General features: G+C 64.4%; 26 protein-coding genes. 16 read left to right on the top strand and 10 right to left on the bottom strand.

The features are described 5' to 3' along the window. Positions 1-148 precede the first annotated feature (148 nt). Positions 149-970, top strand: coding sequence for an aspartyl/asparaginyl beta-hydroxylase domain-containing protein (locus CKW37_RS02805; RefSeq protein ID WP_095153927.1), 822 nt, complete (start codon positions 149-151; stop codon positions 968-970). After that, a complete protein-coding gene (locus CKW37_RS02800) occupies positions 958-1908 on the top strand; it encodes a sulfotransferase family protein (RefSeq protein ID WP_095153926.1) in 951 nt (316 codons plus the stop codon). Before CKW37_RS02805 ends, CKW37_RS02800 begins: the two co-directional genes overlap by 13 nt. Before the next feature lie 40 nt (positions 1909-1948). On the opposite strand, the gene CKW37_RS02795 is transcribed toward CKW37_RS02800, so the two are convergent. Beyond that, positions 1949-2176, bottom strand: a complete 228-nt coding sequence (locus tag CKW37_RS02795) for a DUF465 domain-containing protein (RefSeq protein ID WP_095153925.1) — start codon at positions 2174-2176, stop codon at positions 1949-1951. 109 nt (positions 2177-2285) lie between these two features. Between CKW37_RS02795 and CKW37_RS02790 the strand changes: the two genes are divergently transcribed. From CKW37_RS02790 to CKW37_RS02770, 5 genes are all read left to right on the top strand, one after another. Then, positions 2286-2651 carry a 5-carboxymethyl-2-hydroxymuconate Delta-isomerase gene (locus CKW37_RS02790; RefSeq protein WP_095153924.1) on the top strand — a complete coding sequence of 122 codons (366 nt, stop codon included), beginning with the start codon at positions 2286-2288 and terminating at the stop codon, positions 2649-2651. A 191-nt stretch (positions 2652-2842) separates the two neighbouring features. Continuing rightward, entirely contained in the window at positions 2843-4477 is a 1635-nt protein-coding gene (locus tag CKW37_RS02785; RefSeq protein WP_095153923.1) for a phosphoethanolamine transferase, read from the top strand. A 123-nt stretch (positions 4478-4600) separates the two neighbouring features. Beyond that, positions 4601-5734: a ribonuclease D gene (rnd, locus tag CKW37_RS02780; protein ID WP_095153922.1), complete on the top strand. Its 1134-nt coding sequence runs from the start codon at positions 4601-4603 to the stop codon at positions 5732-5734. Continuing rightward, positions 5731-6024, top strand: coding sequence for a YcgL domain-containing protein (locus CKW37_RS02775; RefSeq protein WP_095153921.1), 294 nt, complete (start codon positions 5731-5733; stop codon positions 6022-6024). Before rnd ends, CKW37_RS02775 begins: the two co-directional genes overlap by 4 nt. 78 nt (positions 6025-6102) lie before the next feature. Beyond that, complete coding sequence (locus tag CKW37_RS02770; RefSeq protein WP_095154333.1) at positions 6103-7035, top strand: D-2-hydroxyacid dehydrogenase; 933 nt, start codon at positions 6103-6105, stop codon at positions 7033-7035. 55 nt (positions 7036-7090) lie between these two features. Here CKW37_RS02770 and CKW37_RS02765 read toward each other — a convergent pair whose 3' ends face one another. Then, the gene (locus CKW37_RS02765) at positions 7091-7684 is read right to left on the bottom strand and encodes a nitroreductase family protein (protein ID WP_095153920.1); all 594 of its coding nucleotides are present in this window, start codon (positions 7682-7684) and stop codon (positions 7091-7093) included. A gap of 149 nt (positions 7685-7833) precedes the next feature. On the opposite strand from CKW37_RS02765, the gene CKW37_RS02760 reads away from it, so the two are divergent. Together CKW37_RS02760 and CKW37_RS02755 are read left to right on the top strand one after the other, a co-directional pair. Then, the gene (locus tag CKW37_RS02760) at positions 7834-8283 is read left to right on the top strand and encodes a YcgN family cysteine cluster protein (protein WP_095153919.1); all 450 of its coding nucleotides are present in this window, start codon (positions 7834-7836) and stop codon (positions 8281-8283) included. Between the two features lie 61 nt (positions 8284-8344). Next, the gene (locus CKW37_RS02755) at positions 8345-9559 is read left to right on the top strand and encodes a hypothetical protein (protein WP_371864266.1); all 1215 of its coding nucleotides are present in this window, start codon (positions 8345-8347) and stop codon (positions 9557-9559) included. A gap of 158 nt (positions 9560-9717) precedes the next feature. Here the strand turns inward: CKW37_RS02755 and CKW37_RS02750 are convergent, their stop codons facing one another. The 3 genes from CKW37_RS02750 to CKW37_RS02740 all read right to left on the bottom strand — a co-directional run bounded on the left by CKW37_RS02750 (position 9718) and on the right by CKW37_RS02740 (position 11071). Next, positions 9718-10080: a DUF2892 domain-containing protein gene (locus CKW37_RS02750; RefSeq protein ID WP_095153917.1), complete on the bottom strand. Its 363-nt coding sequence runs from the start codon at positions 10078-10080 to the stop codon at positions 9718-9720. A 75-nt stretch (positions 10081-10155) separates the two neighbouring features. Continuing rightward, positions 10156-10626 carry an RNA methyltransferase gene (locus CKW37_RS02745; RefSeq protein WP_009399572.1) on the bottom strand — a complete coding sequence of 157 codons (471 nt, stop codon included), beginning with the start codon at positions 10624-10626 and terminating at the stop codon, positions 10156-10158. A gap of 73 nt (positions 10627-10699) precedes the next feature. Further along, positions 10700-11071 (bottom strand): YajD family HNH nuclease, encoded by a 372-nt coding sequence (locus CKW37_RS02740; RefSeq protein WP_095153916.1) that lies wholly within the window; start codon positions 11069-11071, stop codon positions 10700-10702. 125 nt (positions 11072-11196) lie between these two features. Here CKW37_RS02740 and CKW37_RS02735 point away from each other — a divergent pair, with 125 nt between their 5' ends. Continuing rightward, positions 11197-11472, top strand: coding sequence for a hypothetical protein (locus CKW37_RS02735; protein ID WP_095153915.1), 276 nt, complete (start codon positions 11197-11199; stop codon positions 11470-11472). Here CKW37_RS02735 and CKW37_RS02730 read toward each other — a convergent pair. Both CKW37_RS02730 and CKW37_RS02725 read right to left on the bottom strand, forming a co-directional pair. Next, entirely contained in the window at positions 11469-11942 is a 474-nt protein-coding gene (locus tag CKW37_RS02730; RefSeq protein ID WP_095153914.1) for a cyclic nucleotide-binding domain-containing protein, read from the bottom strand. The genes CKW37_RS02735 and CKW37_RS02730 overlap by 4 nt on opposite strands. Positions 11943-12028: 86 nt before the next feature. Beyond that, positions 12029-14080: a S9 family peptidase gene (locus CKW37_RS02725; RefSeq protein ID WP_095153913.1), complete on the bottom strand. Its 2052-nt coding sequence runs from the start codon at positions 14078-14080 to the stop codon at positions 12029-12031. A gap of 82 nt (positions 14081-14162) precedes the next feature. Between CKW37_RS02725 and CKW37_RS02720 the strand changes: the two genes are divergently transcribed. Genes CKW37_RS02720 through CKW37_RS02695 form a run of 6 tightly spaced genes read left to right on the top strand, consistent with a single transcriptional unit; the run spans position 14163 to position 18364 of the window. Next, positions 14163-14645: an MFS transporter gene (locus CKW37_RS02720; RefSeq protein ID WP_095154330.1), complete on the top strand. Its 483-nt coding sequence runs from the start codon at positions 14163-14165 to the stop codon at positions 14643-14645. Positions 14646-14665: 20 nt separating this feature from the next. Further along, a complete protein-coding gene (locus CKW37_RS02715) occupies positions 14666-15442 on the top strand; it encodes a class II glutamine amidotransferase (protein WP_095153912.1) in 777 nt (258 codons plus the stop codon). A gap of 11 nt (positions 15443-15453) precedes the next feature. Beyond that, a complete protein-coding gene (locus CKW37_RS02710) occupies positions 15454-15975 on the top strand; it encodes a DUF2937 family protein (protein ID WP_095153911.1) in 522 nt (173 codons plus the stop codon). A gap of 21 nt (positions 15976-15996) precedes the next feature. Further along, the gene (locus CKW37_RS02705; RefSeq protein ID WP_095153910.1) at positions 15997-16749 is read left to right on the top strand and encodes a 5-oxoprolinase subunit PxpA; all 753 of its coding nucleotides are present in this window, start codon (positions 15997-15999) and stop codon (positions 16747-16749) included. After that, positions 16746-17450, top strand: coding sequence for a 5-oxoprolinase subunit PxpB (gene pxpB, locus CKW37_RS02700; protein WP_095153909.1), 705 nt, complete (start codon positions 16746-16748; stop codon positions 17448-17450). The genes CKW37_RS02705 and pxpB overlap by 4 nt, the downstream gene beginning before the upstream one ends. Then, entirely contained in the window at positions 17447-18364 is a 918-nt protein-coding gene (locus tag CKW37_RS02695; protein ID WP_095153908.1) for a biotin-dependent carboxyltransferase family protein, read from the top strand. Before pxpB ends, CKW37_RS02695 begins: the two co-directional genes overlap by 4 nt. A 55-nt stretch (positions 18365-18419) precedes the next feature. Here CKW37_RS02695 and CKW37_RS02690 read toward each other — a convergent pair whose 3' ends face one another. The 3 genes from CKW37_RS02690 to CKW37_RS02680 all read right to left on the bottom strand — a co-directional run bounded on the left by CKW37_RS02690 (position 18420) and on the right by CKW37_RS02680 (position 21673). Then, complete coding sequence (locus tag CKW37_RS02690) at positions 18420-19598, bottom strand: VWA domain-containing protein (RefSeq protein ID WP_095153907.1); 1179 nt, start codon at positions 19596-19598, stop codon at positions 18420-18422. Between the two features lie 19 nt (positions 19599-19617). After that, positions 19618-20463 (bottom strand): MoxR family ATPase, encoded by an 846-nt coding sequence (locus CKW37_RS02685; RefSeq protein WP_095153906.1) that lies wholly within the window; start codon positions 20461-20463, stop codon positions 19618-19620. A 136-nt stretch (positions 20464-20599) separates the two neighbouring features. Then, positions 20600-21673 (bottom strand): DUF748 domain-containing protein, encoded by a 1074-nt coding sequence (locus tag CKW37_RS02680; RefSeq protein WP_095153905.1) that lies wholly within the window; start codon positions 21671-21673, stop codon positions 20600-20602. Positions 21674-21785: the final 112 nt, after the last annotated feature.

The raw sequence follows: 21785 nt of genomic DNA, 5'->3' as shown, positions 1-21785 counted from the left end.
CCGAGAGTATCTGATTTTCCGCCAGGCCTGACAGGCGCGGATCAACGAAGCTGTCGCCGCGACAGGTGATGGCATTTTGCTTGACGGCCGATGCGCCGGCCCTAGACTGGGCCGCATTCCAATGGGAGTCGGGTAGAGGGGCCAGGGTATGGATTCCAGGTTTTCCCGGGATGGCGCCGCGCGCCGCCCCGCGTTCTCACGTTTGCCGGTGCCGATCGACCTGGCGCCTTTGCTGGCGGCGCTGGCGGATCTCGATGAGCAACTGTGGCAAGGGCATTTCAATCAACGCTATTTCGAGGGCGACTGGAGCGGCATTGCGCTGATCTCCCCGGCGGATGCCACGGGTGAACTGACCCACGGCGACGGCCCCGCGATCGAGCGCCAGCCCTGGGTGCGCGACCCACGCTGGCAGCAAGGCCTGCGCGGGTTGTCGGTGGACATCCGCAATGCCCGGCTGATGCGCCTGGGGCCGGGCGGGCATATTCACGAGCACCGCGACTATGACCTCGGCGGCCCGGACGCCGACATGCGCCTTCACGTGCCGCTGCTGACCCCCGCCCAGGTGGATTTCATGCTCGAAGGCCGGCGGGTGCCGATGCAGGCGGGCGAGTGCTGGTTTCTCGATCTCGACCGTCCCCACAGCGTGCAGAACCACGACAGCAGCCCACGTATCCACTTGGTCATCGATTGTCGTCCCGGGCCCTGGCTCGACGCGGCGATCGACAGCGGGCTGGCCACCACCCCCGCGGCCGGGGTGGGGCGCTTCGCCCAGGCGTTCGCCGACTTCGCCCGCTGGCTGGAGCAACACCCGCAGGCGAGCGCGACCTTGCAGGCGCTGCGCGACAAGGACGCCTTCGTCGAACGGACGCTCGCGCTGGCGAGCGAACAGGGCTTCATCTTTGGCCGTGACCAGGTGCGGTCGGCCATGCGCGTAGGACGTGCTCGCTGGAGTGATCAATGGAAAGTCTGAATTTGCAGGGCTGGTTGCCGATCAGCGTCTGGCAGGACGGGCCGGAATGGCGCGTGGACTGGTGCTGGTTTGGCCAGCAGCGGCTGGACCAGCCGTTTTTTCGCGACTCGGTGGACGATGCCTTGTCCCTGCCGTTCAACCAGGCGTTCCGCCGGCAGACGTCCCTTGCCGCGTTGAGCCAATGGCAGGCGGAGTGTCCGGGCGTGGCGCCGAGCGCGTTCGTCTATCACGCGTCGCGGTGTGGCTCGACCCTGATCGGCCAGATGCTCGCGCAACTGGAAACTCACGTGGTGGTGTCTGAGCCGCCCGCGCTGGACATCCTGCTGCGTGCGGAACTGCCCCATGAAACACGCCTGGCGGCGATTCGCGGCCTGCTCTCGGCCTATGGCCAGATCCGCGGCGGGCAGGAGCGGGCGTTGGTGATCAAGCTCGATGCCTGGAACATCCGTGAGCGGCACTTGTTGCGTGAGTGCTTCCCCGAGGTGCCGTGGCTGTACCTGTACCGTGAGCCGCTGGAGATCGCCGTTTCCCATATGCGTCGGGGCGGGATGCAGATGATTCCTGGCATGCTCGGTTCGGCGTGGCTCGATGGTGACCAGGGCATGGGCGGGCGTGAAGACGAGATCGCCCGGCGCCTCGGCCTGATGCTTGCGGCGGGCCTGGAACACAGCCGCGCCGAGGGCAACCTGCTGGTCAACTACACCGAATTGCCGGGAAGCATGGGCGAGCATCTGGCGGGCTTTTTCGGTCTTGGCCGTGAGGACGCGCAGCTCGCCCTGCGGGCGGCCGGGCTGCACGCCAAGCAGCCGTCGGAAGCGTTCGTGCCGGACAGCCAGCGCAAGCGCGACGAGGCATCGGACGTATTGCGGGAACGGATCGAGTTCTGGACGCGACCGTCTTATGAGGCGCTGGAAGCCTTGCGTCTGGCGTCGCGCTGACGCGGGGAGGAACTCGCCTGCGTCAGCGCCGGGGGCGGGTTCAGGGTTTCAGGTGGGCGACGATCTGGTCTTTGATCAGCAGGCGCTCTTTGCGCAATTTGGTGACCTTGTCATCCGGGCTGCCGTCCCGTTCGGCCTCGACCACTTCGCTGTCCTTGTTCAGGTAGTGTTGGTGCAGGCTGCCCAGGTGCGGGTCTTTTTTCTTGTGGTCCTCGAATGCTTCCCGGGTCAGTTGCAGGTCTGCGAGTAAATCGTGCTTAACCGGCATGGTTACGGTTCTCCTGAGGTTGAGGGCGTGAATCTTCAGGATAGTTGCCTTTGTCGGGATGGGTAGCTGGAGTAGGCTGTGGCTCTTTGTCCCGCCTCAGGAAACCGAAATGCCCCAACTGCATCTGGAGTACAGCGCTAACCTGCGCACCCTCGACACCGATAAAGCGCTGTTGCGCCTGAACAGTGCGCTGGTCGCCAGCGGCCAGTTCAGCGACGAGCTGGATATCAAGAGCCGGGCCGTGGCCCATGAGGTGTTCCGGGTCGGCATCGCTCCGCTGGAGCGGGCGTTTGTTCATGTGAAGCTGGCGTTGTTGAGCGGCCGCTCTCCGGAAATCAAACGGCAACTCTCCGCCAGCCTGCTGGAGGCGCTGAAGGATGTGGTTCCGGCCCAGGCGGGTGTGGATATTCAGTTGTGCGTGGAAATTCTCGATATCGACCGCGATTCTTATTCCAAAGTGCGTTTGCCTGCCTGACGCCAGCTAAAAAACAGCCGCTGTTTCTGAACCGCGGCTGAACGCACGGCGAGGATTAACAAAGCTTCATCCAGAACATTGTTTGTTCGCGCTTTTTTCACGGAAAATTGATGAATGGCTGCTTAAAGTTCGCCCGGTAAAAGGCGGGGCCGCAACGGTCTCGGCGGGGAACTCTACATAAGCGAAACGTCATGTTGAAAATAAAGTCGTTGCGTCCCGAGTGGGTGACGCTGTTTGCCAGTGTCTATCTGTTGCTCGGTTTCAACTCGGTCCTGTGGACGCACGTTTCCACGGTGCTCCAGGGCGACACTCACGGGCTGCTGCTGCGGCTGGCGTTCGGCGTGTTGTTGCTGTGCGCCTTCAACTTCGTACTGACCGTGCTGACGTTTCGCAAAACCCTCAAACCACTATTGGCGCTGCTGTTTATTGTCAGCGCCGGGGTGGCGTACTTCATGAATCAATACGGCGTGCTGATCGATATCGGCATGTTGCGCAATACCGTGGAAACCAACGTGACGGAAGTGCGCGATCTGCTCTCGCTGAAGTTGCTTGTTTATATTGTTTTATTGGGCGTGGTGCCGACCTTTATTTTGCTCAGGACACCCGTCAACTTCCGCAGTCTGCCTCGCGAGTTGTTGCGCAAGTTATGGGTTGGCCTGGCCAGCCTGTTGATCCTCGCGGTGGTGGCGATGCTCAACTATCAGGGCCTGGCCTCGCTGTTTCGCAATCACCATGAACTGCGCCTGATGGTCGTGCCGAGCAACTACATCGGCGCCTCGGTGAACTATGTGCGGGAAAAAGTCGGCGGGGCGACCCAGTCGTTCCGCACGATCGGCGAAGATGCCACGCTGTCGCCGGCCTGGGCTGGCCATCCACGCAAGTCGCTGACCGTGCTGGTGGTGGGCGAGAGTGCCCGGGCGGAAAACTTCGGCCTGCTCGGCTACAGCCGCGACACCACGCCACAGTTGGCGAAAGAGCAGGGCCTGGTGGCGTTCAGCAATGTCACGTCCTGCGGGACCGAGACAGCGGTGTCGGTGCCCTGCATGTTCTCCGGCATGACCCGCAAGACCTACGACGCCACGACCGCGAAAAACCAGGAGGGCTTGCTCGACATGCTCCAGCGCGCCGGCCTGGCGGTGTACTGGCGGGACAACCAGTCCGGTTGCAAGGGCACCTGTGACCGGGTGCACTTCGAGGATGTCAGCAACCTCAAGGAGCCGGGCCTGTGCGCCGACAGCGAATGCCATGACGAAATCCTCCTCAAGGACCTGGCCGCGCGCATCGACGACCTGAAGGAAGACACCGTGCTGGTCCTGCACCAGATGGGCAGCCATGGCCCGGATTACTACAAGCGCTACCCGGCGCAGTTCGAGCGCTTCACCCCGGTCTGCCACAGCAACGCGCTGAACCAGTGCGACCGGCAGAGCATCATCAACGGCTACGACAACACCCTGGCCTATACCGACCACGTGCTGGCCTCGCTGATCGACCTGCTGCGCAGCAAGCAGGACAAGGTGGACACGGCGATGCTCTACCTGTCCGACCACGGCGAGTCGCTGGGCGAGTACAACCTGTTCCTGCACGGCACGCCCTACATGGTGGCGCCGGAGCAACAGAAACATGTGCCAATGCTGGCCTGGTTCTCCGACAACTACCGCAGCAGCTTCGGCGTGGATGTCGACTGCCTGAAACAGGAGCGTGACCAACCGCTGAGCCAGGACAACCTGTTCCACTCCATGCTCGGCCTGTTGCAGGTGAAAACCGCCCTGTACAACCCGCAACTGGACCTGTTCGCCGGTTGCCGGCCGAAAGGGACTACCTCCTGAGTCGGATGCAAAAAGCCGCTTCGTCTGCTTCTCTTACAAACCATAGGGAGAGGGCTGTCGGGCGGTTTCCCGGCAGTGGCCTGTGCCGTATATACTGCGCGCCATTGTTCGTGGGAGAGCCTTGTGGCCATCGATATTCACTGGATTTCTGACGACCGCAGCCTGGCGGAGCATTGCCAGCAGTGGCGTCAACTGCCCTTCGTGGCACTCGACACCGAGTTCATGCGGGTCGACACCTTCTATCCCAAAGCCGGTTTGATCCAGGTCGGCGATGGGCAACGCGCCTTTCTGATCGACCCGCTGCGGGTCAACGACTGGCAGCCGCTGGCCGAACTGCTCGAAGATCCCGCCGTCACCAAGGTGCTGCACGCCTGCAGCGAAGACCTCGAAGTCCTCCTGCGCCTGACCGGCAGCCTGCCGGCGCCGCTGTTCGACACCCAACTGGCCGCCGGTTACCTCAACCTCGGCTTCTCCATGGGGTACTCGCGGCTGGTTCAGGAAGTGCTGGGCATCGAACTGCCCAAGGGCGAGACCCGCTCCGACTGGCTGCAACGCCCACTCTCCGAAACCCAGATCAGCTACGCCGCGGAAGACGCCGTGCACCTGGCCGAGCTGTACGTGCGCCTGCGTCCGCAACTGAGCGACGACAAGAACGCTTGGGTGCTGGACGACGGCGCCGAACTGGTGCTGCAACTGCGCCGCGATGTCGATCCCTTTGAGCTGTACCGCGACGCCAAGCTGGCCTGGAAACTGTCCCGCGCCCAGTTGGCGGTGCTGCGCGAACTGTGTGCCTGGCGCGAGCGCGAGGCCCGGGCGCGTGATTTGCCGCGTAACCGCGTGGTGCGTGAGCACGCGCTGTGGCCGATGGCCCGGACCCAGCCGGACAACCTGGCGGCGCTGGCCCGTATCGAAGACATGCACCCGCGCACCCTGCGCCAGGACGGCGAGTTCCTCCTTGACCTGATCAAGCGCACCGGCAGCCTGCCGCCGTCCGAGTGGCCGCCGGCCGTGCCCGAGCCGCTGCCGATCGAAGCCTCGGCGCTGCTGAAACAACTGCGGGCCATCGGCCAGGCCGAAGCCGAGCGCCTGAGCATCGCCCCGGAGCTGATGCTGCGCAAGAAAACCCTCGAGGCGCTGCTCAAGAGCGGTTACCCCGACGGTCCTTACCAATTGCCTGATTCGCTGCGTGGCTGGCGCCGCGAGCGGATGGGCCAGGCGCTGCTGGACTGCCTGGCCACTGCTGGAGAAGTCTCGTGAAACGTATCTGCTCGATCTACAAAAGCCCGCGCAAGAACGAAATGTACCTTTACGTGCTCAAGGCCGATGGCCTGGCGCGCGTGCCCGAAGGGCTGCTGCCCGCCTTCGGCACGCCGCAACTGGCTTTTGACCTGGTGTTGAGCCCGGAGCGCAAGCTGGCCCGCGAAGACATCGCCAAGGTCCTGGAAAACCTCGACCAGCAGGGTTACCACCTGCAGATGCCGCCGCTCGAGGACGAGTACATCGAGCACCTGCCCGAAGAACTGCTGCGCCGCAACGATCCGGTCTGATCCCGTCCCCGTTTTCGTCTCCATGTGGCCAGCCGCCGTACGCTGGCCATCCCGCCGTTTTGCAAGGTTGTAATCGATATGCGCGTTTTGATCGCCGAACAGGATCACGCCCTCTACACCCGTCTGCTGCGTGAGGCCCTGCCCGATCTCGAGATCCTCACCAGTGGCGATTCCGCCGAACTGTCGCGTCTGGCCGCGGATTGCCCGGTCTGGCTCGGTCAGCCGGACCTGTTGGCGACCTTGTTGCGCCAGGGGCATCGCCCGGACTGGGTGCAGTCGACCTGGGCCGGAATCACGCCGTTGCTGGCCCATGGCCTGCCCCGTGAATACCGCCTGACCCGCGCCGTGGGTATCTTCGGCCAGGTCATGGCCGAATACGTGCTGACCTACATGCTCGGCCACGAACGTGAAGTGCTGAGCCGGCTGATGAGCCAGGTCGAGCGCAAATGGGATGGCCGCCTCGGGCGCAGCCTGGAAGGGCGCCGGGTGCTGATCGTGGGCACCGGTGACATCGGTTGCCAGGTTGGCGAGTTCCTCGTGCCGTTCGGCGTTCACCTCTATGGCGTCGCCAGCCAGCCGCGTGTGTTGGCGCCGTTTATCGAAGTGGCGGGGCTGGACGATCTCGGCCGTCTGGTGGGCGAGGTGGACTATGTGGTCAACCTGTTGCCGGACACGCCGGCCACCCACGATATCTATGACGCTGCGCTGTTCGCCCGCTTCAACCCCGATGCGCTGTTCATCAATGCCGGTCGTGGCATGGCGGTGGTCGATGGTGACCTGGTCGACGCACTGACCAAAGGCCATCTGGCCGGCGCGGTAATCGATGTCTGCCGCCAGGAGCCGCTGCCGCGCAATCATCCGTTCTGGACGGCCCTGGGCCTGCTGCTGACCGGGCACAGCTCGGCGCCGACCTCGCCGGTGGCGATGGCGCGGTTGTTCGTGGAGAACCTGGGGGCGTATGGCGCGGGAGAGGCGTTGCGCGGGGAAGTGGATTTCGCGCGGGGGTATTGAGATCGCCATCGCTGCGGTTCGGTGCTCCGAACCGCAGCGATAAAGCGCTAATGCCTTACAGCGTAAAATCACCCTCGGCCGCCAGCTCACTCAGCGGACGACGCGGGCTCGGCACTTCACGGGCCTGCAGGTACTCGGCCAGGGTCGCCTTGTCGCCCAGCTTGCCGATGGCAATGACCGCATGCAGCACGTACTCGTCAGGAATCTTCAGTTCCTTGCGGGTCAGTTCCTGGTCGAAACCGGCCATGCCGTGGGTATGCCAGCCGCTCAGGCTGGCCTGCAGGGCCAGGTGACCCCAGGCGGAACCGGTGTCGAAGGTGTGCCACAGCGCCGGGGTTTCTTCGCTGGCACCGGGGGCGGTGAAGGTGGTCTTGGACAGCACGATCACCAGCGCCGAGGCGTGCTGCGCCCAGCTACGGTTGAACTCGTTGAGCAGGCCCAGGTAACGCTCCCAGTTCGCGGTGTCGCGACGGGCGAAGAGGAAACGCCACGGTTGCGAGTTGTAGGCCGACGGCGCCCAGCGTGCGGCTTCGAGGAAGCTCAGCAGGGTTTCTTCGGCAATCGGCTCGGCGGTGAAGGCCCGCGGTGACCAGCGCTGGATGAACTGTTCGTTGATGGCGTATTCGGCAACGCGAGGATTGGCGCTCATGCGGGTTCCTGACAGGGGGGTATGAAATGATTTGCAAAACTACGCCTGTCCTACACACCCTGACAAGCGGTCTGGCAAAGGCGAAGCACTCGTCCTAGACTGGCGCCGCTCGATAGAGCAGAAGAATTTTGAAACAGGATCACCGCGACATGCAGGCAACGCCCGAACCGTTCTGGACCCGCAAGACCCTCGAGCAGCTCGATCGTCTGGAGTGGGAGTCGTTGTGCGATGGCTGCGGCCTGTGCTGCCTGCAAAAGCTCGAAGACGAAGACGACAACAGCGTCTATTACACGCGGATCGCCTGCAAACTGCTGGACCTGAAGACCTGCCAGTGCAGCGACTACCCCAACCGCTTCGCGCATGTCCCGGACTGCATCCAGCTCACCCCGGGCAAGGCGGATCAGTTCAAGTGGCTGCCGCCGACCTGCGGCTATCGCCTGGTCAGCGAGGGCAAGGACCTGCCGCGCTGGCACCATCTGGTGTGTGGCGACCGCGAGCAGGTGCACAAGCAGCGCATATCACAATCCGGACGCATGCTCAGCGAGGAGAGCGTGGACGAGGATGACTGGGAAGACTATCTGATTTTCCGCGCCAGCTAAGGCTTGCTGTAGAGCCTGCTTTCGCGGTCATCGCATTAAAACAAGGAGTCGGGCGATGTCTGTGCGTCACCATCTGGCGTGGGTCGTGTTGTTGCTGGCGAGCAACGCCGCCTGGGCGAAAAAAGTCGATCTGGACTACCACGTGCGCTTGCTGCCGCAGACCGGGCAGGCCGAAGTGCGCGTGACCCTCGCCGACGGCGCGCAGGTCCGCAGCCTCGACTTCGACCTGGGCAAGGACGGCCTGTACAGCGATTTCAAGGCCGATGGCCCGTGGCAGCAACAGGCCGACAACCAGCGCGGCGTCTGGCGCCCGGCACCGGGCAAGGCCAGCCTGAGCTATCGGGTGCACCTCAACCATCGTTTGAAGAACGGCAGCCATGACAGCCGCCTGTCGTCGGAGTGGGCGCTGTTTCGCGGTGATGACCTGGTGCCGCCCGCGCGCCTCGACCAGCAGGACGGCACCGAACTGGTGGCGCGCCTGACGCTGGAATTGCCCGCTGGCTGGAAAAGCATCGAAACCGCCTGGCCGCGGGTGGGCAAGCAGCGTTTTCGCATCGACAACGTCTCGCGGCTGTTCGACCGCCCCACCGGTTGGATGCTGGCCGGCAACGTCGGCGCCCGGCGTACCCGGCTGGGCGACACCGAGGTCAGCGTCGCCGGACCTTTCGGCCAGGGGCTGCGGCGGATGGATGCGCTGACCCTGCTGACGTTCGTCTGGCCGCAGTACCAGGCGGTGTTCCCGCGTACGCCGCCGAAGCTGCTGCTGGTCGGCGCGCGCGAGCACCTGTGGCGCGGGGCGCGGGCGGCGAACAATTCGATCTTCCTCAACAGCGCCACGCCGCTGGTCAGCGAAAACGGCAGCAGCCCGCTGTTGCGCGAGCTGGTGCGGGTGTTCGCGCGGATCAGCGACCGCGAGGGCAGCGACTGGATCACCGAGGGTCTGGCCGAGTACTACTCCATCGAACTGTTGCGTCGTGCTGGCGGTATCAGCGATGACCGCTACCAGGCGCTGCAAGCGCGGCTGAACAAGGAAGGCAAGGCGGTCACCAGCGTGCGTGGCGAACAGATCAGCGGCGCGACTATCTCCCGCGCGGTGCTGCTGTTGCAGGCGCTGGACCGGGAGATACGCTTGCACAGCCAGAACAAGCGCTCGCTGGATGACCTGACCCGCGCGTTGATGCGGGTGAACAGCGTGAGTACCGCGGAGTTCGTGCAGTTGGCGGAGAGTGTGCTGGGGCGGGAGTCAGAGGTGTTGCAGAGTTCGTTGTTGAAATAGTGTGGGTGTTGTCGGTCTATGGGGATCTACATACCTAGGTTCTCAGTGCCGGTGCATCGCGAGCAAGCTCGCTCCTACAGGTCCATGGGCGTTGCGATCAATGGATGATGTAGGAGCGAGCTTGCTCGCGAAGCGCCGTCAGCGATACAGCATTCAAATCACGGCTTGGGATTCACCAGCGACACATTCCCCGTCACCGTTACTTCTCGCGTAGCCGCCTCGGCGCTTGCCTTCAACGCCTTCAACTCACTGCCGCTGCGCTCGATGCGTGAGCGGATCTGGTCGAGGTCGGCGCGGCCGCGCTCTATCAGGCTCTTGGCCGCGCAATGCCCGGTCACGCCACGGGCCAGCACTGCGCCGCCAATCGCCATCTGGATCAGGCCGAACAGGCCGCCGCGGCGCAAGCCCTTGCCGACCATCAGTACGCCGGTGGCCACGGAGCTTGCGCGCTCCCAGCCGTGGACGTTCTGTTCTGGCGTGCTCTGGAATGGCGTGCTCGGAATCTCGATCTTCTGGGACATGGACGATGCTCCTGTCGGGTACGTGATAGTCAGCAGACCGCCGGTGCGCGACCGGCGTTCCATCGGTGTGGCCGGTTACTTGAAGCGCGGGCCGGAGCGGGTGTTCAAACCCTTGGCCATGCGGTCGTAGAGCACCACGTTGACGGTGGCCGCGAGGTTCATGCAGCCGTTGGTCGGGATGTAGATGGTTTCTTCGCACCAGGCGCGGACGTCGTCGTCCAGCGAACCATCCTCGGGGCCGAAGATGTAGATGGCGCGATCCGGGTGGGTGTATTCCGGCAGCGGGCGAGCGCCCTCCACCAGTTCCACGGCGACCGGGGTGCAGCCCAGCGGAATGATTTTCTGCAGGTCGTCGATGCCGATCAGCGGAATGTCGTAGTGCACCCGCTTGGTGTCGGTGACGAAGTCGCGGGCGCGTTCATAGCGCTTGCCGGTGTAGAACACCGAGTTGACGCCATAGCAGCCAGCGGCGCGCATGACCGAACCGACGTTTTCCGGGGATTTGGGGTTGTACAGGCCAATGCAACTGTACCGTTTGTTCGCCACGTGCCGGGCCCCTTCGCAAAAAAAGCGCGAGTATACGGGGTCACCGGCATGGCTTTGTACGAAAAGTCGGACTTCAGTCCTTCTTCAGCAATCCGGCGAGCCCGGCGAACGGGTTATGGGTGGCCTTGGCGATGCTCGGGGTGCTGGTGGAGCCTTCGCTGAAGTACTGCTGGTCCGTGTAGCGGGAGTGCTCGTTGTCGTGGCAGTACAGGCACAGCAATTCCCAGTTGGAACCGTCCTGGGGATTGTTGTCGTGGTTGTGGTCGCGGTGGTGCACGGTCAGTTCGCTCAGGCGCTTGCCGGCGAACTCACGGGCGCAGCGGCCGCAGACGTGGGGATACATTCTCAGGGCTTTCTGGCGATAGCCGCGCTCATCGTCGCGCTTGGCGTCGGCGAGAATGCGATCGAGCCGCGCGGTGGCGGCAGCGGAGGAAGAGGAAGTCATTTTTTATACCTGCTCGGGCTTGTTACGGTTTTGACGCCAGTTTAACGCCACTACTCGCGCCTGGGCAGGCAAACTGCTGCGCGGCGGAGTAGCCTGTAGTGTAGAACCTCGACCAGGAGCCCCCCATGCGTCTGACGAGTATCCTGCTGTGTTGGGCCAGTCTCGCCACGGCCCAGGCCGCCGACCCGCAACCGCGGGTCATCGCACCGGTGCCCGGCGCCCCGGGAACCGCCACCCCGACGCCGTATCCGCAGGTGTCGCCGCCTGTCGTGCCGCGCGCCGGTTCCGGCAAGCCGGGAGCGCCGTTGTTGCCGCCCGTGCCGCTGCCCGCGCCGCCGAAGGATCAACCGTTGCCCGGGTTGTCCCCGGATGCCGGCAAGGAGCGGGCGAAAGACGGCTAGACCTGTTGCGACAAGCGTTGGCCATCGAGCATGCGCAACCGCTTGGACAGGGCCACGGCCAGCGCGCGGATGATTTTCGCGGCGATCTTCGGCGCGTCGTTGAGCATTTTTTCCAGCGCGTCCTTGCCCAGACTGAGCAATTGGCAGTCGCTGGCGGCCAGGCACGAGGCCGAACGCCGCTCGCCGTCCAGCACGGCCATTTCGCCGAAGGCGCGGCCCTTGCGCAGGATGGCGATTTCCACTTCGCGGCCGTCGGCGTCGGTCTTGCGTACCGATACCTGGCCGTGAACGATGATGCACATGAAGGTGCCGGCATCGCCTTCGCGGAATATCTCCTGGCCCGCGTCCATGCTGCTCAGGGCGAAATAGCCGGCGGCGGCGAGGAAGTCGCCGGGCAGGAGCTGGTCGAACAGGCCGCAGTCCATCAACAGGTCGCGGATTTCGTTGGTGAGGAAGGTGGCTTCAGGCATCGCGTTCCGTCTTTCTTGTTGTCGAGTTGTGGTGATCGCACCGCGACTGGCGTCGCGGTGCAAGCTCTGACAACGGAAAACGCGATTTACACCACATCCAGCTCATTCAGGATGAAGGCATATTCCAGCGCCACGTCGCGCAGGCCCTGATAACGCCCGCTCATGCCACCGTGGCCGGCGCCCAGTTCGGTCTTGAGCAGCAGGGGATTGTCGTCGGTGCGGGTCACCCGCAGGCGTGCCACCCACTTGGCCGCTTCCCAGTACTGCACGCGGCTGTCGTTGTAGCCGGCGATCACCAGCATGGACGGGTAGGCCTGGGCCTTGACGTTTTCGTAAGGCGCGTAGGCCTTGATCCGCGCATACACCTCCGGCTCCTGCGGGTTGCCCCATTCGTCGTACTCGGTGACGGTCAGCGGCAGCTCGGGGTCGAGCATGGTGTTGAGCACATCGACGAACGGCACTTCGGCGATGGCGACCTTGAACAGTTCCGGGCGCTGGTTGAGCACCGCGCCGATCAACAGGCCACCGGCGCTGCCGCCACTGATCGCCAGTTGCCCGGCGCTGGTCACGTTTTCGGCGATCAGGTGTTCGGCGCAGGCGATGAAGTCGTCGAAGGTGTTCTGTTTGTGTTCCTGCTTGCCGGCGCGATACCAGGCTTCACCCAGTTCACCGCCGCCACGCACGTGGGCGATGGCGAAGGCCACGCCACGTTCCAGCAGGCTCAGGCGGGCATGGGAAAACCACGGGTCGAGGCTTTCGCCGTAGGCGCCGTAGCCGTACAGGTACAGCGGCACCGGGCGGCCGAGGTCTTCGCGGCGCTGCACCAGGCTGATCGGGATGCGCGTGCCGTCGCCGGCGGTGGCCCAGAGACGGCGGCTGACGTAGGCGTCGGCATCGAACGGGCCGAGCACCGGGGTCTGCTTGAGCACGGCCTGCTCGCCAGAGGCGAGGACCAGTTGACGCACCTGTGCCGGGCGGTTCAACGCCTCGTAGCGCAGGCGGATGCGCGAACTGGCGAACTCCAGGCTGTCCTGCACGTACAGGCTGTAGGCGGCATCCGGCAATTGCACGCGGTAGACCGGCAGCCCCGCCGGATGCACTTCAATGATCGGCAGGCCACCTTCGCGCAGGCTCAGGGTCAGGGCGCTGGCGTTGAGGGTCAGGCCTTCCAGCATGATGTCGTCGCGGTGCGGGACCAGCACCTGCCAGTCGGCGCGGCTCGGTACCGCGCCGCTTGGTGCTTGGAACAACGCGAAGTTGATGCCGTCCTGGTTGCTGCGGATGAACCAGCGCCATTCGCCGTCGAGCTGGCCGTGGTCGGGGTAGTACTCGTGGCCTTCGACCCGCGCTGCCAGGCAGGTGAAGGGCTGCTCCGGGGTGTCGGCGTCCAGCACCCAGGCTTCGCTGGTTGTCTTGCTGTTGAGCAGCAGGATCAACTGGCGCTCGGAACTGGCCCGGTAGCAGTGCAGGAAGAAACGCCCGTCGGCTTCTTCGAACACCGCCTCGGCGTCCGCGCTGCCCAAGCGGTGGCGGTACAGGCGGAAGGGCCGGTGGGTGTCGTCCAGTTCAGTGAAGAACAGCGTCTGGCTGTCGTTGGCCCAGGTCATGCTGCCGTCGCAGTCGTCGAACGGCAGCTCGCGGATTTCGCCGCTGGCCAGTTCCTTGACGTACAGGGTGTAGATCTCGTCGCCGCTGGTGTCGAGGCTGTAAGCCAGGCGCTGGTGGTCGGGGCTGACGTTGAAGGCGCCGAGGCTGAGGAAACCGCCGTCGGCGAGGGCGTTGGGGTCGAGCAGCAGTTCTTCGCGGTCCTGATCGACGGTGTTCGAATCGTCCGCCGGGCGCGGGCAGCGGTAGTGCCGCGGATACTCGTCGCCCGCCGTGGTGCGGGTGTAATACAGGTACGGGCCCCAGGGCGAAGGCAGCGACAGATCGGTTTCGAGGATGCGGCCCTTGATCTCTTCGAACAATTGCTCGCGCAGGTCCGCCTGGTCGGCCAGTTGCGCCTGCTGGTAAGCGTTCTCGGCTTCCAGGTAGGCCATGACCTCCGCGGCGTCGCGCTCCTGTAGCCAGGCGTAGGGATCCGGTCCGTCGCCCTGGCGGGCGATCGGTGCAGGGGAAGCGTTGGCGGTAGCGGACATGGGGTTCTCTTGGCTGGGGGGCGCCTGCGCGCGGAAAAGCCGTTATCATAAGCGCCTGTTTGCCTACCTTTCCACGGACGCCATGACCGAAAACGACTATCTGTTCGCCTGGGGCCTGTACGCCCTGGCCGCCCTGGGCTGCCTGTGGGTGGGTTTCCGCATCACCGGCTGGATGTGGCGCTGGCTGCGCGAGCCGCTGCGGGTGTTGATGGCGGTGCTGCTGCTGACCCCGACCATCATCGACCCGGTCAAGGAGCTGTTCGCCCCGGCCATCGCCATTACCGCCCTGGACATGCTGTTCAAGGTCGGCAACAACGTCTGGCGCGCCGCTTCCGATCTGGCCATGTACGGCATGATCGCCTTCGCCCTTTACCTTATCTTCGTCGCCATCCGCCTGCCGCTGGAGGCCCGCGCCCGTGCCCGTCGCGAGCGCGCCGAAGCCGCCGCCAAGCGTGATGCCGACGAAGTCATGGCCGAGCCTGTTACAAGTGCCAGCCGCTACCGCGAGGAGCCGCCGGAATTGCCGCCGGGCGGCCCGCGCCAACGTCTCGAACCGCGTCTGTAACGCCTGGAGCGACCCGAGCAATGTGTGAACTACTGGGCATGAGCGCCAACGTCCCCACCGATATCGTTTTCAGCTTTACCGGGCTGATGCAGCGCGGCGGCCGCACCGGCCCGCACCGCGATGGTTGGGGCATCGGTTTCTATGAAGGGCGCGGCCTGCGGTTGTTCCAGGACCCGGCCGCGAGCTGCGAGTCGGAAGTCGCCAACCTGGTGCAGCGCTACCCGATCAAGAGTGAAGTGGTCATCGGCCACATCCGCCAGGCCAACGTCGGCAAGGTCTGCCTGTCCAACACCCACCCGTTCGTCCGCGAACTGTGGGGGCGCAACTGGTGCTTCGCGCACAACGGCCAGATGGCCGAGTTCAACGGTCAGACGACTTTCTACCGGCCCATCGGCGACACCGACAGCGAAGCGGCCTTCTGCGACCTGCTCAACCGTATCCGCGAAGCCTTCCCGGAGCCTGTGGAGGTGGAAGAACTGATTCCGGTGCTCGAACAGGCCTGCAACGAATACCGCGGCAAGGGCGTGTTCAACTGCCTGCTCAGTGATGGCGACTGGCTGTTCTGTTTCTGTTCGACCAAGCTGGTACACATCACCCGGCGTGCGCCGTTCGGCCCGGCCCGGCTCAAGGATGTCGACATGATCGTCGACTTCCAGGCCGAAACCACCCCCAACGACGTGGTCACGGTCATCGCCACCGAGGCGCTCACGGAAAACGAAACCTGGCACCGCTACGAGCCCGGCCAATGGGGCCTGTGGCGGCGCGGCGAATGCATCGCACGGGGTCAGGCCCGCTAAGGAAAGGCGTCATGCTCAGAAGCTACCTGCGATTGATCCTGTTCACCTGCGGTTTGCTGCTGGGGGTGCAGATTCCCGGCCTGATCAACGACTACAGCCAGCGGGTCGAAGCCCATCTGCTGGAGTCGCGCGAGGGCCTGAAAGGCTTCGAGCAAACTGCGCAGCGCTTCTTCAAGGGCGATTTGCAGGCGCTGGTGCGGCACTACCGCGCCAGCGACGACCCGGTGTTCCAGAGTGACGCCAACAGCATCGACAGCCTGCTCAGCCGCAACCAGATGCTGGAAAGCGAATGGCAGGCGCTGCAGAGCGGTTGGCTGAGTCGCACCCTGCACGTGCTGACGCGACCAGACCCGGCGATCCTCGAAGAAACCCTCAAGGGCTATAGCTACCAGATCCTCCTGACCCCGGACGCTGCGGCCTGGGGTTTGGGTTGCGCGGTGTTGTTCGCGCTGCTGATCGAGAGCCTGTTGCTGCTGGTCGGCTGGGTCATCATGGGTGGCCGGCGAAAAGCTGTGCAGCCAAGCTGGCGTTGAACCGTTAAACCGGAGGCCCGTGTGAGTCGTCTGCTCCTGAACTGCGACATGGGCGAAAGCTTCGGCAACTGGACCATGGGTCTGGATGCCGAGGTCATGCCTTTCATTGATTGCGCCAACATCGCCTGCGGTTTCCACGCCGGCGACCCCGGCATCATGCGCCAGACCGTGGCCCTCGCGGCGGCCAACAAGGTGCTGGTCGGCGCCCATCCCGCCTACCCGGACCTGCAAGGCTTCGGCCGCCGGTCCATGGCCTGCAGCAACGAGGAAATCCGCGACCTGCTGCATTACCAGATCGGTGCGCTGGACGGCATCTGCCGGGTCCAGGGCACCCACGTCGCCTACGTCAAACCCCATGGCGCCTTGTACAACGACATGATGGCCAACCCGGACACCCTGCGCGCCGTGCTCGAAGCCGTCTCCGCCTACGACTCGACCCTGCCGCTGATGCTGATGGCTACTGCTGACGATAGCGCGGCGCAGGCGCTGGGCGACGAACTGGGCGTGACGCTGTGGTTCGAAGCCTTCGCCGACCGCGCCTATGACGCTGCCGGCCGGTTGGTGTCGCGGCGCCTGCCGGGAGCGGTGCATCACGATCCCGCCCTGGTACTGGAACAGGCCCTGCGCCTGGCCCGCGGCGAGCCGCTGACCGCCAGCGATGGCAGCGCGGTGCGGCTGCGGGCCCAGACCCTTTGCGTGCACGGCGACAACCACAGCTCGGTGGCGGCGGTACGGCAGATCCGCGAGGCGCTGGACGCCCTGGCCACGCCATGAAGCTGCGCGTCGAAGTGGTCGCCATCGATTGCCTGATGGTCCGTCTGTTCGATGCCATCGACGAAGCCAACATGCCGTGGATGCTCGCCGCCAGCCAGCGGCTGCGGGCCGTGTTCGGCGAGCGGCTGATCGATCTGGTGCCGTCGTACACCACGCTGATGCTGCAGTTCGACATGCTGCTGTGCTCGCCGCTTGAGGCGCGCGACCTTATCAATAACGCCTTGCGCGACCTGCAGCCAGACACCTGCGCCGGCGGGCGGCGGCTTGAGATTCCGGTGTGGTATGACGCCAGCGTCGGCCCCGAACTGAGCGTGCTGGCGGCCCGTTGCGGCGTGTCGGAGGACGAGATCATCCGTCGTCACAGCGGCCGCGAGTATCAGGTATTCGCCTTGGGTTTCGCGCCGGGCTTTGCCTTTATGGGACTGGTGGAAGAATCCCTGGCCTCGCCACGGCTGGCGACCCCGCGCAAGCGCGTGGCGGCCGGCAGCGTCGGTATCGCCGAGCGGCAGACCGCTGCTTATCCGGCGCTGTCGCCGGGCGGCTGGAACCTGATCGGACGCACCCCCGCGCCGTTGTTCGATCGCCAGCGCGACGGCTACAGCCTGCTGCAACCCGGCGACCGCGTGCGTTTCGTGGCCATCGCCCACGCTGAATTCCTGGCCCTGGGCGGCGACGACACCCCGCTGGAGGAACAGCCATGAGTGTACTGACGGTCGAGGCCAGCACACCGCTGTGCCAGGTGCAGGACGCCGGGCGTTTCGGCGTGCGTCATCTGGGCGTGACCCAAGGCGGAGCGCTGGACTGGGGGTCGGCGCGCTGGGCCAACTGGCTGCTGGACAACCCAGCGCAGGCGGCCGTCGTTGAAATCACCCTCGGCGGCTTTGCGCTGGTGGCCGAGGCGGATTGTTGCCTGGCCCTGACCGGTGCCGATCTGGATGCCCGGCTCGACGATCACCCCCTCAAACCCTGGCGCAGCTTCACCCTGCGTCGGGGTCAGCGCCTGCGCTTCAATCAGCCGCTGCACGGCGCCCGCGCCTATCTTGCCGCGCCGGGCGGCTTCGCGGTGCCGCAGGTGCTGGGCAGTTGCGCGACGGTGGTGCGCGAAGGGCTCGGCGGGCCGGATGGCGAGGGGCGGGCGCTGATCAAGGGCGATCGACTGGAATGTGCTGGCCAGGCGGCGGGCCGGGGCGAGGTGCCGTTGGCGTTACGGCCTTCGTTCGAGGGCGAGCCGTTGCTGGATCTGGTGATGGGCGCGCAACTGGGCGAGTTCAGCGGGCAGAGCCTGTTCGACGCCTTCAACCGTGACTGGACGCTGGACAGCCGGGCCGACCGCATGGGCATTCGCTTGCTGGGGCCGGCGTTGCAGTATCAGGGCCAGCCGATGATTTCCGAGGGCATTCCGCTGGGCGCAGTGCAGGTGCCGCCGGATGGGCAGCCGATTGTGTTGCTCAATGACCGGCAGACCATTGGCGGGTATCCGCGGCTGGGTGCGCTGACGCCGTTGGCGCTGGCACGGCTGGCGCAGTGCTTGCCGGGGGAGAGGGTGCGGTTTCGGGCGGTGGTGCAGGAACTGGCGTGGGCCGAGATGCGGGATTGGCTCAAGAGGTTTGTTTGAGCTGAGGGCCTCATCGCTGGCTTGCCAGCGATGAGGCCCCAAAGAGCAACAGAAATTACTTGGACAAAAACCTCATCCCTTCTTCCAGCCCCCGCAACGTCAGCGGATACATCCGGTCCTCTACCAGCTCGCGCATGATGTTGGTGGAGGCGGTGTAGTTCCAGGTGTCCTTCGGATACGGATTGATCCAGATGAGCTTCTTGAATTTCTCCATGAAGCGCTGCATCCACACGTAACCCGCTTCTTCGTTCCAGTGCTCGACGCTGCCACCCGGCTGGGTGATTTCGTAGGGCGCCATGGCCGCGTCACCGACGAACACCACTTTGTAGTCGGCGCCGTACTTGTGCAGCAGGTCCAGGGTGGAGGTGCGTTCGGAGGTCCGCCGCAGGTTGTTTTTCCACACCGATTCGTACACGCAGTTGTGGAAGTAGTAGTACTCCAGGTGCTTGAACTCGGTCTTGCAGGCGGAGAACAGTTCCTCGCAGGTTTTCACGTGGGCATCCATTGAGCCGCCGATATCGAACAGCAGCAACAGCTTCACCGTGTTGCGCCGCTCCGGACGCATCTGGATGTTGAGCAGGCCGGCGTCGCGGGCGGTGTGGTCGATGGTGCCGTCGATATCCAGTTCTTCCGCGGCACCCTGGCGCGCGAACTTGCGCAGCCGGCGCAGGGCCAGCTTGATGTTGCGGGTGCCCAGTTCGACCTGGTCGTCGAGGTTCTTGTACTCGCGCTGGTCCCAGACCTTGACCGCCTTGCCCTGGCGCTTGCCGGCATCGCCGACGCGGATGCCTTCCGGGTTGAAGCCGCCCGAGCCGAACGGGCTGGTGCCGCCGGTGCCGATCCACTTGTTGCCGCCGGCATGGCGTTCCTTCTGTTCTTCCAGGCGCTTCTTGAACTCTTCGATCAGCTTGTCCAGCCCGCCGAGGGACTGGATCTGCGCGCGTTCCTCGTCAGTCAGCGAGCGCTCGAACTCCTTGCGCAGCCAGTCTTCCGGAATCAGCGCTTCCAGATGCCGGTCGAGGTTTTCCAGGCCCTTGAAGTAGGCCGAGAAGGCGCGGTCGAATTTGTCGAAATGGCGTTCGTCCTTCACCAGGATCGCCCGCGACAGGTAATAGAACTCGTCCATGTCGGCGAAGGTGACCCGCGCCTTCAGCGCATTGATCAGGTCGAGCAGTTCACGCACCGACACCGGCACTTTCGCCGCGCGCATTTCATTGAACAGGTTGAGCAGCATGGCATTCGCCCCCGTTGGCTCAGCGGTTGCCGCGACGGCTCATGAAGGCCAGGCGCTCAAGCAACTGCACGTCCTGTTCGTTTTTCACCAGGGCGCCGGCCAGCGGCGGGATGGCCTTGGTCGGATCGCGCTCGCGCAGCACCGCTTCGCCGATGTTGTCGGCCATCAGCAGCTTGAGCCAGTCCACCAGTTCGGAGGTGGACGGCTTTTTCTTCAGGCCCGGCACCTTGCGCACGTCGAAGAACACGTCCAGCGCTTCGCTGACCAGGTCTTTCTTGATGTTCGGGTAGTGGACGTCGACGATCTTCTGCAGGGTGTCGCGGTCGGGGAAGGCGATGTAGTGGAAGAAGCAGCGGCGCAGGAAGGCGTCCGGCAGTTCCTTTTCGTTGTTCGAGGTGATGATGATGATCGGGCGCTGCTTGGCCTTGATCGTCTCGTCGGTCTCGTAAACGTAGAACTCCATCTTGTCCAGTTCCTGCAACAGGTCGTTGGGGAACTCGATGTCGGCCTTGTCGATCTCGTCGATCAGCAGGATCACCCGCTCTTCGGCCTCGAACGCCTCCCAGAGCTTGCCTTTCTTCAGGTAGTTGCGCACGTCGTGGACCTTGTCCACGCCCAGTTGCGAGTCGCGCAGGCGGCTGACCGCATCGTATTCGTAGAGGCCCTGGTGGGCCTTGGTGGTGGACTTGATGTGCCAGGTGATCAGCCTGGCGCCGAAGGATTCGGCCAGTTGCTCGGCGAGCATGGTCTTGCCGGTACCCGGCTCGCCCTTGACCAGCAGTGGCCGCTCCAGGGTGATCGCCGCGTTGACCGCCAGTTTCAGGTCGTCTGTGGCGACGTATGCGCTGGTGCCTTCGAACTTCATGTGCCCATCCTCAATTGCGGATGCCAAGGGGCATGGCCCTGGCGGAAAATTGTCATGCGCGACTATAACGTGCGTCCTACAAGACTGGGAACGCAGACGGCCCATTCAGTCTCTGAATGGGCCGTCACTCAATGACTCAGTCAGACTTGGGCGGCGAGCGCTCATATCGTGCACTGAAGGCCTGGATAAAGCCGTTGCGCAGAATCTGCAAAAACGCCTCGAAGGCGCTGATATCGCTTTGATGTACGCTGCCGGAAAGCTCGACGCGGGTGGCGAACTGGTTTTTCGGCTGGTTCTTCAGCACCGTTTCGCTGGCGCCGACCAGCGCTTCCCAGATCGAGCGGAAGAAGTTTTTGTCCTTGTTTTCGACGTCCTGCTGCCAGTTGAACACCTCGACATCCCGCAGCAGTGGCTTGATGTAGCCGCTGAGTTTGCCTTTCTGCGCCCGGGCTTCGATCACCAGGTCACCGTGGCCGGCGTTGAAGTCGAACTTGCCGTAGGCGCTGGCGAAGTCATTGAGGCGGCGCAACTGGATATCGGTGGCACGCAGGCGGAATTCGAAGTCTTCGAAATTGCTCAGCGGGTCGAAGGTCGCGGTGCTTTCCACGGCGGCGTCGCCCAGCAGCCGGGCCTTGCCTTCGAAACTGGCGTCGCGGCGGCCTTCCTTGTCCACCACGTTGGTCAGGTTGTGGATGCTGGCGTTGAGCTGGGTGGCCTTGAGCGAGACGGGCGGTTTGGAATTGAAGTTGCGGAAGGTCAGGGTGCCGTCCTGGATCAGCACTTCGTTGAGGGTGATCGGCAGGAGTTTTTCCAGTTGCTGGCGCCAGTTGGTGCCGCGACCGGTCTGCGACGCCTGCTTGTTGCCGCCATCGACGAAATTGAGCTCGGGCTTGAGGAAGGTCACCTCGGCGACCACCGCATGGTCGTGCCACAGCGAATGCCAGCTCACCGACAGGTCGATCAGCGGCGCGTCGAGCAGTGGCACCGGCACCTTGCCGCTGGTCTTGACGATGGTCAGGCCGTTGATTTTGTAGGCGCCGCGCCACCACGCCAGGTCGACATCGGCGACCTGGCCGCGGTACTCGCCCATGTCGGCGAGCTTGTCATTGAGGTAGTCGCGCACCAGCCAGGGCAGGGACAGGTGCAGGGCGAGCAGCAGCAGGATCAGGCTGGCCAGGCCCACCAAGGGCCAGCGGTAGCGGCGTTTCATCGGCGTCTCCCGGATGCGCATGAAGGGTTGACCGCCGTCAAGGGCGCGGAGTTCGGCCGGGGTAGACGCACCCCCATGGCAGGCTTACCCTTGAGCTTTTCGCTCGGTGCCA

It is taken from the genome of Pseudomonas sp. Irchel 3E13, assembly GCF_900187455.1.
Classification (GTDB): Bacteria; Pseudomonadota; Gammaproteobacteria; order Pseudomonadales; family Pseudomonadaceae; genus Aquipseudomonas.
This window is presented reverse-complemented; position numbering and strand designations above follow the sequence as displayed.